At 47.4% G+C, this 14,087-nt stretch carries 7 protein-coding genes and 1 other RNA gene; 1 reads left to right on the top strand and 7 read right to left on the bottom strand.

Going from position 1 to position 14,087, the window contains the following annotated elements:
• Positions 1 to 57: 57 nt before the first annotated feature.
• The 7 genes from dnaX to VEHSUH05_RS03870 all read right to left on the bottom strand — a co-directional run bounded on the left by dnaX (position 58) and on the right by VEHSUH05_RS03870 (position 12,742).
• Positions 58 to 2,733, bottom strand: coding sequence for a DNA polymerase III subunit gamma/tau (gene dnaX, locus VEHSUH05_RS03840; RefSeq protein ID WP_105090776.1), 2,676 nt, complete (start codon positions 2,731 to 2,733; stop codon positions 58 to 60).
• Between the two features lie 277 nt (positions 2,734 to 3,010).
• Positions 3,011 to 3,110, bottom strand: an RNA gene (gene ffs / locus VEHSUH05_RS03845) — signal recognition particle sRNA small type.
• Positions 3,111 to 3,570: 460 nt separating this feature from the next.
• Positions 3,571 to 8,154 (bottom strand): glutamate synthase large subunit, encoded by a 4,584-nt coding sequence (gltB, locus tag VEHSUH05_RS03850; RefSeq protein ID WP_105090777.1) that lies wholly within the window; start codon positions 8,152 to 8,154, stop codon positions 3,571 to 3,573.
• 337 nt (positions 8,155 to 8,491) lie between these two features.
• Positions 8,492 to 9,358, bottom strand: coding sequence for an RluA family pseudouridine synthase (locus VEHSUH05_RS03855; protein WP_105090778.1), 867 nt, complete (start codon positions 9,356 to 9,358; stop codon positions 8,492 to 8,494).
• A gap of 84 nt (positions 9,359 to 9,442) precedes the next feature.
• Complete coding sequence (locus tag VEHSUH05_RS03860) at positions 9,443 to 10,636, bottom strand: GNAT family N-acetyltransferase (protein WP_105090779.1); 1,194 nt, start codon at positions 10,634 to 10,636, stop codon at positions 9,443 to 9,445.
• A 2-nt stretch (positions 10,637 to 10,638) separates the two neighbouring features.
• Positions 10,639 to 11,574 (bottom strand): DUF2156 domain-containing protein, encoded by a 936-nt coding sequence (locus VEHSUH05_RS03865; RefSeq protein ID WP_342748927.1) that lies wholly within the window; start codon positions 11,572 to 11,574, stop codon positions 10,639 to 10,641.
• Positions 11,575 to 11,629: 55 nt separating this feature from the next.
• Positions 11,630 to 12,742 carry an efflux RND transporter periplasmic adaptor subunit gene (locus VEHSUH05_RS03870; protein ID WP_105090780.1) on the bottom strand — a complete coding sequence of 371 codons (1,113 nt, stop codon included), beginning with the start codon at positions 12,740 to 12,742 and terminating at the stop codon, positions 11,630 to 11,632.
• 194 nt (positions 12,743 to 12,936) lie between these two features.
• Here VEHSUH05_RS03870 and VEHSUH05_RS03875 point away from each other — a divergent pair, with 194 nt between their 5' ends.
• A complete protein-coding gene (locus VEHSUH05_RS03875) occupies positions 12,937 to 13,788 on the top strand; it encodes an aldo/keto reductase (RefSeq protein ID WP_105090781.1) in 852 nt (283 codons plus the stop codon).
• Positions 13,789 to 14,087 lie beyond the last annotated feature (299 nt).

Here is a 14,087-nt window from a genome sequence, read left to right on the forward strand (position 1 = left end):
TCGCTCGTCGGAATACCGTGAAAGCATTCCTATCCAGTCGAACCGGTCTTATCTATACTATTCTTCAATGACCTCGACGATGATGTCGTGGTCTTCTGATAACTTACCTAATGTTTCCGCCAATAAGGGATTCCTTTTTTCCTCATCGGTCATATGCTCCGGGTCCCACGGATATTCCCGCGCCACCTCTACACTGTCAATAGGCTCCACCTCTACGGTCTTTTGTGAAAGCTGAATGTTTTCACCGTTCGCCGATAGCATTTTATCCCCGGCGGAACCAGACGACCTGTTACCGTTTGCGGCTTCCGTTACACGGCTGCCGCGCTCAGGCTTTGGGACAGCTTCCACCTCGATATGTGCACCGCTGTCCATAGGCCGTTCCAGCACTTCACCGTCATCACTGATAACGGTGACACCGGCCAAGTCATGAGGCGGCACATCATCTAAGGACGGTATATACTCCTCATCCAGAGATTCAATGGGGATACCATCAAAGGAACTGACAGGTATATCGTCCTCAGAACTTTCCGGTCTCTGAGAATATCCATCAGTGTTACTACCGTTGGAATTATCAACCTTTTCAGCTTTACCCGAACCATCGGATTGAACTTTTTCATCAACCCCTGTTACATCTACATGCCGTAACGAAGCCGGCTCTGTCGCCGATGATGAATCAGCGGCTTCCTGCAGTACTGCCTTCGGCTGTTGTTGCACACTGCTTGCACTTTGCTGCTGTTGTGCGCTATCGGCACTTTGCTGTTGTTGTGCGCTGCCGGCACTTTGCTGTTGTTGTGCACTGCCGGCCCTTTGCTGTCCTCGTGTGCTGCCGACACTTTGCTTTCCTTGTGCACTGCCGGCCCTTTTATAATCTTTATAGGCCTGTGTGAGTGCATCTACAACCTCGACGCGAACGGCATATCCCAGCATATACGCAAATGCATCGGCCACCTCGGCAAGATTGTTTTCATTGCTCAATACATTGAGATGCAATTTATTTTTAAAGGCCATAACCGCTTTCGTCGAATCCACATAGACCAGCTGACCTTGACCCAACACGGTTGAAGTCATATTGCGATTGCTGTCCTTTAAATACTTGATAACATTGGCCTGTACATTCCGATACTCCTTAGCGGACAGGATATTATCGCCAATAACCGCCTCCGTACTGATACCGGAACTATTTTTCCGTCCCGTCGTCTGACTCTTACTTGCCGCTATCGGGCTCCCCGTCGGAGGCACCATCCCAGGAGGCGGAGTCATGCCCACCGCTCCATGAGGTGGAGGAGTCATCCCCACTGTACTGCGAGGTGGCAATGCAGCCCCTGCTCTACCATTCGAAGGTGGCGGAACAGCACCGACTCGGCCTTGTGGAGGTGGCGTCCGCCCTACATCAGGTGTAGTCACCGGATCCATAGCGGATGCAGACATACCATTATCACTATGATAAGCCTCTACAGGTTCTTGCAAAAAATCTTTACCCATAGGGACCTGAGGCGCTACAGAATCGGAACTTCCATATGTCGGCATAACGGGGACCGCAGGCCCCCTCTGCTCCAACCGGGCTATTCTGTTAAGTAAGTCTTCACGCTCGGTTCGTTCCGCCGATTCAAGAGCATACACGCGCTCCTCTAAGCTTTCATCGGCACCGCCTAGCTGCGCACAAAGAGCAAGAAGCCCCATCTCAATGATGGTTCGCGGATTATCCACCTGTTTTGCGTCATTCATGATGGACTGAGCGCTGCGGATATATCGATTGAGCCGATTAAAATCTATGGACTCGGCCTGTGCCGAAAATTCACCCTTGAACGCATCATATACCTTTAATTCATCCGCATCAGGAGCCACCTTGCCCACGAGCAGGGCTCGCACATGCTGAATTAAAGCCTCCATAATCTGCGTTGCATCGCGACCTTCCGAAATCGCGTCCTGAATATAGGACAACAACTTAGGCCCGTCACCATTCTGCAGGGCATCGAGGAAGCGAATAATCCATTCCTTGCTGACGAGACCGATGAGCTCCTCTACAACTTTCGGTGTAATGTCACCGGTCGCCATACCTGCACATTGATCCAGGATGCTCAACGCATCACGCAAACCGCCGTCCGCATGCACCGCAATAAGCTGTGCCGCCGCCGGTTCAAGGCCGAAGCCTTCTTTATCCGCCACATAGGATAAGCGCTGTGCGATATCATCGGACGTAATTCGTCTGAATGTATACCGTTGACAACGGGATACGATAGTAACCGGCAATTTTTCAATTTCCGTAGTGGCAAAGATAAACATCACATGTGCCGGAGGTTCCTCAATGGTTTTTAACAACGCATTCCATGCCTCCGTCGTGAGCATATGGGCTTCGTCGATGATGAATACCTTTTTGCGCCCCTCAACAGGCATAAATTTGACGCTTTCACGAAGAGCACGAACCTCATCGATACCACGATTCGATGCGGCATCGATTTCAAGGACATCCATGGACTGACCGCTCAAAATTGACTTGCAGACACTGCATTCATTACAGGGGTGATCCGTCGGACCATGTTCGCAGTTAATAGCACGTGCAAAAATCTTCGCCATACTCGTCTTACCTGTCCCACGCGGACCGGCAAACAGATACGCATGGGCCACCTTATCCTCGCGGATAGCGCGCATCAACGTATCCGACACCTGATTTTGTCCCACTACATCGGTAAACGTCTGCGGACGGTACTTGCGGTATAATGCGATATACGCCATGAGAACACCTCCTTTCGTATAATGTGAAAAAACATAAAAATAACATACAAAAAACATCAAAATAATATAAAAAACAATACTTTATTATACCATATAAATATAAAAGGCGGGCCGTTTTCAAACGACTCGCCTGAGTTAGATGTCACTCGCCTGAGTTAGATGTCATAAGTCTATCAATGATTTATTCATCGATTTCCAATATGCCAATATGATTGATTCTATATAGCGACATATAAAAAAGCGACCTTTCGGTCGCCCCTGCAATATTCGATCACGACAGCCCCCGGGGGCCCCGTGGCACATGAAAGTTACCGCTTAGTGCTGCTACCTCTCAGTCCTGACACGATTCACAGGCCTCCATTGCACGGGCCCGAGAACTGCCATGATCCAATATTGCAATATAAATATTATACATTACGCAATACAGGAAGTCCAGTAAGACACATTAACCTCTATCTACTTTTCATAAACCTTTATATATCGCTTTTTGAGAAAAATCAATTCAGCTATACTATATTTGAGAGTCATCGACGTGAGTTAGGTTCATCACCGAAAGGTGGTGATACTATGAACAATTATGAAATTTCTATGATTTTAATTTCTCTATTGTCATTAGTAGTATCCATCATTACTCTTTCTAAATAGAGTAATGAAAACGCCTAACGTAAAAGCATTCGCAGTGCTTACACGTTAGGCGAAATCATGTTTTCTGAATTCAGATGAGCCTAACGCCACCACACGTTAATGGCTCTCTTTATATTTATATAGTAACACATACTCAATATAATCGCAAAATTACAATAGTTAAATAAGTAATATCAAATCACCCATTTTTAACTACTTCGCATATTTCTCTTTAAATGCCTGTAATTGTGCTTCTTCAAGGGACAATCCTTGGCTCAAGAAGCGTTCAATCGCCGCATGCATTTCTTCATATGCTACAGGTACGACCTTCGTAAAGCGACCGGTATAGGTATTCCAGTTTTCCAGAATATGACGGCCTTTTGTGGAGCCCGTATGCAACACATGTTGTTCCACCAGTTCCTTGATGCGTTTTAGATCATCATTATTGGCAGAACGTAATTCTACAAGGCCGGTATTGACATAGCGTTCATCGCAATCGAGGATATACGCATAGCCGCCGGACATGCCGGCACCGAAGTTACGGCCGATGTTACCGAGCACGAGGACTTCACCGCCGGTCATGTATTCACAACCGTGGTCACCAAGACCTTCTACAACGGCGGTAATACCGCTGTTACGAACGGCAAAGCGTTCACCGGCCACACCGTTGATATATGCGGTACCCGACGTAGCGCCATAAAAGGAGACATTGCCGATAAGGATATTTTCATCCGCTTCAAAGATTGAATTTTTAGGCGGATAAACCGTAATCGTACCGCCGGACAAGCCCTTGCCGAGATAATCATTCGCATCCCCTTCAAGTTCAAGGGTCATGCCTTTCGGAATGAAAGCACCGAACGACTGCCCCGCAGAGCCTTCGAAATTCAATTTGATAGTGTTGTCCGGAAGTCCGCTTTCACCATATTTACGAGTCACCTCGGACCCCACCAACGTGCCTACGACGCGATTGATATTGGTGATGGCCAATTTTGCGCGAATCGGTTTCTGTTCCTCAATGGCAGGACGACACATACGCAAGAGCTTGGACATATCCAAGGTGCGTTTCAATTCATGATCCTGGTCGATCATATGCATATGTCCTACCGATGCATCAATGTACGGACGGAACAGGATGCGCTTTAAATCAACGCGGGACAATTTAAAATTATCGCCTTGCGATTTCTGGCGTACGAGGTCGATACGACCGACGAGTTCGCGTACAGAGCGAATACCCAAGCGTGCCATGATTTCACGCAGTTCGCGCGCGATGAAAAGCATCAGATTCTCGACATACTCAGGTTTACCCGTAAAGCGGGCACGCAATTTTTCATCCTGTGTCGCTACGCCGTAAGGGCACGTATTGAGATTACATACACGAGCCATTTTACATCCCACGGCTACGAGCGGCAACGTACCGAATCCGAAGAGCTCCGCCCCGAGCATAGCCGCTACGGCCACATCGAAGCCGGTCATCAATTTAGAGTCAACCTCCAATTGAACACGGTCGCGCAAACGGTTGAGCATCAGTGTCTGATGGGTTTCTGAAAGGCCCAACTCCCAAGGCACGCCGGCATGCTTCACGGACGTACGACCTGCCGCACCGGTACCGCCGTCATAACCGGAGATCAGGATGTTATCCGCTTTTGCCTTCGCCACACCGGCGGCAATAGTGCCGACACCGGCTTCGGATGTCAATTTAACGGAGATACGGGCATCTTTATTGATGCATTTCAAGTCATAAATCAGTTCAGCCAGATCTTCGATAGAGTAAATATCGTGATGCGGAGGCGGAGATACGAGTTCAACGCCCGGTGTGGAGTGACGAGCCTTCGCAATTTCAGGATATACCTTCTTGCCCGGCAACTGACCGCCCTCGCCCGGTTTCGCCCCCTGGGCGCATTTGATTTGCAATTCTTTTGCATGGATTAAATAATTCGCCGTTACCCCGAAACGTCCCGATGCGATCTGTTTTACTTCGGAGTTCATGCTGTCGCCGTTCGGCAACGGTTTAAATCGCGCCACATCTTCGCCGCCTTCACCGGAGTTCGAGGTGGAACCTAGACGATTCATGGCGATCGCAATCGTTTCATGCGCTTCCTTACTGATGGCACCGTAACTCATCGCCCCCGCTTTAAAGCGCTTAACGATGGATTCTTCGGACTCAACCTCTTCAAGAGGAATACCGCCGCCTACAGGATAATTCAATTCCATCAGGGACCGCAATGTAACGTGGTAATCGTTCCGAATCGCATTGGAATATTCCTTATATTTCGCATAATCGTTGTTGATAAGGGATTCCTGCAACAAATCGATAGTCTTAGGATTGAACAAATGCTCTTCCCCGTCTTTCACAGGACCATACCAGCCGCCCGGTTCGAGCACTTTTTCTTCCGATTTGAAAGCACGGTTAAAGCGCTCCAAGGCTTCGTGCGCCACCCCGCCGAGACCGATACCGCCGATGCGGGTCGGCGTATTCACGAAGAATCTGTTGATAAAGTCCGAATTCAAGCCGAGGGCTTCAAAGATTTGCGCCCCGTGATAGGAACGGACCGTGGAAATCCCCATTTTGGACATAACCTTCATGATACCGCCCACGGCCGCTTTGATATAGTTCTTTTCAGCCTCTTCAGCCGTAATATTGCCGAGGCGTTTACGGGCCTGTAAATCACGAACCGTTTCAAGCGCCAAATACGGATTGACAGCCGTTACGCCGTAACCGATCAATGTACAGAAATGATGTACTTCACGAGGTTCACCGGATTCGAGGATAAGCCCCATCTCCGTGCGCAACACCTTGCGGATCAAGTGATTGTGAACGGCCGCTACCGCCAGCAAAGCGGGAATCGGAGCATGATTTTCATCAACGCCGCGGTCGGACAAAATCAATACATTCTGATCCGTACGCGCCGCCTCTTCCGCCTTTTCGCATAATTCCAGCAATGCATCGCGGAGGCCTTCCGCGCCCTTGGACGGGTCGAATAGAATCGACAAGGTCACGGATTTCATACGACGGCAATCAAGGGCCTTAATCGATGCCAGTTCCTGATTCGTAAGAATCGGCGTGCGCATCGATAACGCATAGGTGCCCGTCTTATTAGGATCCGTTAAGTTCCCCGAATTACCGAGCATCACGCGCGTAGACGTAACCATTTCCTCCCGGATGGAGTCAATCGGAGGGTTCGTTACTTGCGCGAACATCTGCTTGAAGTAGCTATACAACAATTGCGGTTTATCGGACAGAATCGCAAGCGGCGCATCGGCACCCATAGCGCCTACAGGATCCTTGCCGTCCTTCGCCATAGGTGCGATCATGCGTACAAGGTCTTCCTGTGTATAACCGAAAGCCTGTTGTTCCTTAAACAAGTCATGTACGGTAGGAATAGCGCTTTCATCGGCCTGAGTAATTTCAGACAGATGAATAACATGTTCCTTTACCAATTCATGATATGGAAGTTCAGTGGCAACACGCTGTTTAATTTCTTCATCGGAAATAATGCGTTGTTCCTCCGTATCGATAAGGAGCATTTTCCCCGGTTCCAAACGCCCTTTTGCACGGATATTTCCAGCATTTTCGTTTACGACACCGACCTCGGATGCCATGATTACACGGTCATCGGTGGTCACATAGTATCGAGCAGGACGCAAGCCGTTACGGTCAAGGACACCGCCGATAACGGTGCCGTCCGTAAAGCCTATCGCCGCAGGGCCGTCCCACGGCTCCATCATAAAGCTGTTGAACTCGTAGAAATCGTGTTTTTCCTGGCTCATGAGATTATTGCGTTCCCAAGGTTCAGGGATCATCATCATAATCGCATGAGGCAAGGAGCGCCCCGTCATATGAAGGAACTCCAATGTATTATCGAACATGGCCGAATCGGAACCGCTGTCATCTACAACAGGAAACACCTTTTTAATATCCGGGAACAACGGAGATTCCGCCTTGCCTTCGCGGGCGTTGATCCAGTTTACATTACCGCGAATCGTATTAATTTCGCCATTATGCACGAGGAACCGGTTAGGATGCGCCCGGGCCCAGCTTGGAAATGTATTCGTACTGAAACGGGAGTGAACCATCGCCAACGCCGATGTGAAATCGAGGTCGCTCAAATCAAGGTAGAAATCCCGTAACTGTCCCGGCGTCAACATCCCTTTATATACGATTGTCTTGGACGACAGGGACGCAATATAGAAGTCGCTGGATAACTCCTTACTCAACGGAATGATACGCTTTTCGGCCACCTTACGGATAACGTACAGTTTGCGTTCAAACTCTTTATCATTCATTACATCCGGGCCTTTGCCGATGAGGATTTGAATCATCCACGGACGGATGAGTGCCGCCTCCTGACCGACTGCGGAGGAATCTACAGGAACTTCACGCCAGCCGAGAACGATTTGACCCTCTTCTCGTACAACCTCTTCAAAAATACGCTTTTGCTCGTTACGAAGACTTTCATATTTATGGGCAAAAACCATCCCTACGCCATAGGAACCGGCCGGCGGCAGATTAATCCCCAGCACTTCACATTCGCGTTTGAAGAATTCATGAGGGATCTGCAGCAGAATACCGGCACCGTCGCCGGTATCTTTGTCCGCACCGGCGCCGCCGCGATGTTCGAGTCTCTCCAAAATCCGCAGTCCGTCATCGATAATATCATGGGATTTCTTACCCTTTATATTAACGACGAAACCCATGCCGCATGCATCCTTTTCAAATCGGCTGCTGTACATGCCGTTGGCTTCCATGTTCGCCTGCTCTAATCGCTGCTGTTCAATTGTGCTCTGTTTCATATCCATAACGTGCACCCCTTCGTATATCACTTGATTGATCCCAAGCACTGCGGCATCGTTCCGTTCGGTCTTGGTGAAAGTAAAACTACAAACCATTCTGTAAATTAAAATTCTATAGAATTTTTTGTCTATGCACAGTATACCACTGTCCATTGGGAAATGATAATATAAAAAAAACATGGTCTATGCATTGAACGCATAGACCATGACTTTTTATCAAGGTTGTTTTTTGTATACAAAGGCACTTCATTCAAAATAATGCCGCTATTTCAATATAATATGTACCTTCAAAATAATAGCGAGTTAATAACAGCGTCTTAAACAGCATTAACTGTGTAAAAGCTTACTCACGTCCGAAGTTCTCAGGCACATCACTGAAAATCGTTACCGCCTCATTCCTGCCATACGGCACAAACGTTAATTCCGATGCATGTAAACATTGTCTCGTATAAGGTTTAGTACGGGTGCCATACATAGCATCCCCCACGATGGGATGACCCATATAAGCCATATGAACGCGAATCTGATGGGTTCGACCGGTGAACAATTTAAATCGCAACAAGGTATGATTCTCTTCATAACCCAATACGGTATATTCCGTTTGAGCAGGCTGCCCGAATTCATCGATAATACGGCGATTATCAAATACAGGGTCTACACCTATGGGCGCATCCACAGTACCGGATGTATCAATTTGCCTCTCCACAAGACCCGTATATATACGGTCAATACGTCCCGCTTTCAGTTCATCAGCATAATATTGCTGAGCTGTCTTCGTCTTGCCGAACAGAATACATCCCGATGTATCACGATCGAGGCGATGGACGGGCCGCACCTTATGAACCACACCTTTTTTAGCATAATATCCCGCCACATAATTGCTCAATGTGGAGGACTTTGTCTGTCTCGTCGGGTGAACAAGCATGAATGGAGGCTTATCGACTACAAGAGTATGCTCATCCTCAAAGAGTACAGTGAGAGGACCGTTTTCAGCCTCTACACCGTAATCCCTGTCCTGCGGCAGTTCAAGCGTAAGGACATCGCCCTTTTTCAACAAACGCTGCGAATGAGCCACACGACTGTTAACTTTCACCCGTTTCTTGCGAAACAGCATCTGAATATCACGGGACGACAGAGAAAAGCGCTCTTTCACATATTTAGATACGGTCAGTTCCGTCGGTTCTTTTACCGTATAGGTTTTCCAACTCATATAGACTCCATATAGCAATTAATTTACACCGTACAGAGAATAATGCACATAATATATCAGATATATTATGTGCATTACTGCATATTACCACCATTCGTTGATATATGTTTTTTGTATCGGATAGAGAATATCGAAATAATCGAGCCATTCCGCTCCGCCTTCCAGTTTGCCTTCAAAGGCGAGATCGCGGGCGCTCAATGTGCCCATAAGTAATTGACTCAAAGCGCCGACCTCTATGGTGATATCACCTTTTTCATCGACTACTTTGCTAAGTTTTTTCACAGACGGAGTCAACGACGCCCCGAACTGAACCTCATACAGCCCTTTGTTCCAAGGACAGAGGGAATCTTTCACGGCAAAGGTGAGAGAAATAGGCATCATCACCGCATCAAGGTTGACAGGGATCGCCTCAAGCGCCGTTTTCACATCGACGATACGGCTCATCATGTACGGCATCGTCGTATGACCCGTTTTACCATCCGGATAGAACCGGTAATACGTATCATGCAGGCCTTCATTCCAGCGAATCGTCGTCCCCTGAGAGCGATGGTTATAAAAATAATTCAGCAATGCCCGTTGAGCACGACGCGTAGTGTATACAAATTCCGTTACGGGAATCTCAGGCTGGCCCAAACGATACACCGCATACCCTTCAACGACACCTTCATCATTATGAACGACGGCCACATTGACACCTTCCGCAAAGAAACTGCCCAACAGACGCGTCCATTCCTTTTCACCGCGCTCCGCATAGCCGCAAAGCCCCTTAGTATACGCTTTGTATACGGGGTCGAGCAAAGTCCATTGATCAACACTGTTGAGCAATCCGAATTGCAATGATTTGTCCGTCAAAGGACGCAACTCTTCAAGCGGCATGGTCTGTACCCACTGATGAGCGTACAATTCCCAGCCGTACTGTTGATAGAAGGACGCTTTCGACGGCATCAGAATGGTCATCGCCTGACCGCGTTTGCGCAACTCTTCAAGGGCTGCGGTCAACAAAGCACCGCCTACACCGCCCCTGCGAGCAGCGGGATGTGTCGCCACCCCCACCATATAACTCGTCGGCAATACGGCGCCGCGAACATTGAGATTGTATTGTCGCAAGTGAACCGTGCTGAGCAGTTGCCCCTGCTCAACACCGATAACCGTATTCTCCGGTTCATAGCAATTAGAAAAATAATATTGAAAAAAAGGATCTTCCTTCGGTTCAAAGCAGTACGCCCACAAATTCTCTACATGGGACGTATCCTGAACCGTAGCAATTCTAAACTCCATAATTATTTACCGCCTGTCGCATTGTCCGCTTCATTCGCATATACCGCATCATACTTTTCCGCAAAGTGATCCGGATTATAAGACTCTTTGGCCTGACGTAAACCCGGCAAGCCCATATCCTCTTCACGATTAATAAATTCGGTATCGCTGAATTCATGACGAATGAACTCGTTATTAATCGCCTGATATAGACCTCGAATATCCGGATTTGCCTTTTCAATATGAATAAGCGCGATTTTTTCATTCAATAATTCGCCGATGCTGAAAGCTTCAACACGTCCGAATAATTTGATGGCACCGCCTTTTAGGCCTAATACATCCCAATTGTCGAAAAGCAGATTGATCGCTGCCAATTCGTCTTCGATACCTTCTTCATGATGAGTTTCTACCCAGGATTCCGCCGTTTCACGGCATAATGGAATGATATCTTCCGTAATCGGCACATACTCATAATTAGAATATTGCATGCGGAACTGATTCAAATGATTTTTCTTCTGTCGGAATTTCTTACCCGATAAATTGATGAGGTCTTCCGTTTTATAAATATATTCGTAATTATCGCGGTCCGGTGTAAATTCATATCGCCCCGGACAGAGTTCCTCCATCCGTTCTTTCATAATCTTGCTGATACCCTTAAAACGGAACGGCAAATTGTTTTCTACAAACCACTCTTTAGCACGCAATAATCCGTCTAAAAATTTAGCGTCCTTGCCGGCGAACGGAGGCAACAGAAACGGTTCGCGCTTCCCGCCGCCCTGAATATACAACACACCTTTTTCTTCAGCCCAACGAATCCCGTACGGATCCTGCCACATATATAATGTGGTAAAACAATTATCCGACGCTTCATAATGATGTTGCTCAAAGTATGAGTCAATCAGCGGCTTATCACTCAATTCAAAACGTTTAAATTCTAAAATAATAATCCCTCCCGTCAAATAGCGCCCGCGGCTTATGTAATAATTCAATTACATAATGACCACAGACTTCATGTTATATTTTTACAGATTCGCCCAATTCAAAGGTTCCGCCGGTTGTAATAACCCGATCCCCCTCATTGAGCCCCGAAACGATAGCGACTGTATCATCTTCAGTGATACCGACCTCAACGACACGAACGTCAACGGTGTTGTTTTCCGTCACCACATAGACATATTTGCCGTCCTGATTCTCTCGAATCGCCGCAGCCGGCACTGTGAGCATTTTCGCTTTCACATCGGATTCTATCACCAATGTATAGAATTCACCGGCTTTAATGAGACCCTTATCATTGTTGAAAGTAGCTTTTACCAGCACACTCGGTACCGATTCCGGCTGATTCGTATCTATATACGTGAGCTCGCCGGGTATTTCCTGGTCGCTCACCTTTAAGAATACCTTCATACCGTTTTTCGCGTCCGCACCGGACAATTTCATCGCCGCGTCGCGCGGAATGCTGAGGGACGCCACCATCGGAGTCGTTTGCTGAATCATCATAAACGGACGGTCCGCGATTGCCATCTGACGATCTTCATTATAAATAGCCGTTACGGTTCCCTCCATCGGTGCCACAATTGTAGAAGCCCCGATTTGAGCGGATACCTGTGCGATCTGCGCCTCTATAGCGGCCGTATTGGCACCTCCGCCACCGCCGGACGAAGTAACAGTCGTCTGTGGTTGAGACCGCTCTACAATACGGTCATATTCCTTCTGTGTAATCACGCCCGCTTCACGCATGCGCTGTGCCTGCGCCAATTGTTCACTCCCAACGGATGGAGCCGTCGTCGTTGTCGTTACAGCCGGCGCATATGACTGAGCTTGTACCAGTTGTTCCTGAAGGGCCGCTAACGATTGCTGCAGTGACGATGTATCCACGGTCGCCAAGGTCTGCCCCTGCTCGACGTGGTCGCCTACTTTCACGGCATATACGACCTGCCCCGTTAAAGTCGGCGTTACCGTCGCCTTGTTCAGGGCCGTTACATTCGCGTCATTATGGATCTGTAAAGGCATATCCTTATATGTCACATCCGCAACGGATACATTTTTTGCACCGCAACCGGCAATGGCAAGAGCCATACATACAACACATAAAATAGCCAGTACAGAATATATACGATTTCGTTTCATTCTGTCACATCCTGTCTAATATTGATTTTTATCAATATCTTAGTATATCACAAATTCGATTAGAATTATATGAAGGTCCGGTCACTTTCCCTTCACAGCATCATCTGGAATTAATTTGTTATAATAGTAATAGAATCTAAAATATCAATATCAAAGACTATACCATTCATATACTCAATATAGAGGAGGCTCCCATGGAAGAACGCATGGATTTCAGAATTTTAAATAACGGCAGCTTCATCCCGTCTATCGGCTTCGGCACGTACAGGACGGGAACTGTCGATGAAACGGAACAGGCCGTGACGAATGCACTCTCCGCAGGATATCGCCTGCTCGATACGGCGGCCTACTACGACAACGAAGAAGCCGTCGGCAAAGCCATCAAAGCATCCGATATTAAGCGCACCGATATTATCATCACGACCAAGATATGGCACTCCGATGCGGGCTATGACAATACGATGCGTGCCGTTGAAAGCTCTCTGAAGAAACTGGACACCAACTATATCGACATCATGCTCATCCATCAACCGATCGGCGATTACTACGGATCATGGCGCGCCATGGAGGAATTATACGATCAAAACGTATTGCGCGGACTCGGTCTTTCCAATTTCTACGAAGACCGCCTCATCGATCTACTCTATCACTGCAATATAAAGCCGGTTGTAAATCAGATTGAATGTCATCCGTTTAATCAACGCCAATCCCTCTTACAGGTCATGAGAAAACATCAAGTTGTCGGTATGGCATGGTCTCCGTTCACAAGAGACAGGCAACCGATTTTTGACCATCCGATTATCAAAAGCCTCGCTGAAAAATATAATGTCACAAAACACCAGGTCATCCTCCGCTGGCATATCCAGCGCGGCATCATTCCATTACCTAAGGCAAGCACGTTAAGTCATATGGAATCAAACTTCGACGTGTTCGATTTCAAGCTCACAAATATCGACATGGATGTAATGGAGCTGTTGGATCAGCGGTCATTTTTAGAAAATCATCATACCGCAGAAGGGCTTGAGCGCATTTTGAAGCTTAAATAGATTGTTACTTATGATGACCTGCTTTCCTATCCGAACACTATTACAAAACTAATAAACTCCCCCCTCCGTCAAGCCTCCAAGGCCACCGGCTTCGCGTTGCGAAGCCGCGCCAAGTCGTTTGACGAAAAGGGGGATTTCATTTTTATAAAATACTTTTCCCACATGAAAGCAGGTCATCATTATTGTTCAAACTATATGCCTTAAAGTCCGCTCGGTGTCCAATATGCTTTCATACATCATTATCTAAAAATATCCGCTAATCCTATTAATAGAAAAAAGAACCGACTGATATTCAAAAT

The sequence above is a fragment of the Veillonella denticariosi JCM 15641 genome (assembly GCF_002959855.1).
Lineage (GTDB): Bacteria > Bacillota > Negativicutes > Veillonellales > Veillonellaceae > Veillonella > Veillonella denticariosi.

What these genes read in the sequence shown, in the direction of transcription:
- VEHSUH05_RS03870 (WP_105090780.1), bottom strand. Translation starts at nt 12,742, where the DNA reads ATGAAACGAAATCGTATATATTCTGTACTGGCTATTTTATGTGTTGTA.
- VEHSUH05_RS03860 (WP_105090779.1), bottom strand. Translation starts at nt 10,636, where the DNA reads ATGGAGTTTAGAATTGCTACGGTTCAGGATACGTCCCATGTAGAGAAT.
- dnaX (WP_105090776.1), bottom strand. Translation starts at nt 2,733, where the DNA reads ATGGCGTATATCGCATTATACCGCAAGTACCGTCCGCAGACGTTTACC.
- VEHSUH05_RS03855 (WP_105090778.1), bottom strand. Translation starts at nt 9,358, where the DNA reads ATGAGTTGGAAAACCTATACGGTAAAAGAACCGACGGAACTGACCGTA.
- gltB (WP_105090777.1), bottom strand. Translation starts at nt 8,154, where the DNA reads ATGGATATGAAACAGAGCACAATTGAACAGCAGCGATTAGAGCAGGCG.
- VEHSUH05_RS03875 (WP_105090781.1), top strand. Translation starts at nt 12,937, where the DNA reads ATGGAAGAACGCATGGATTTCAGAATTTTAAATAACGGCAGCTTCATC.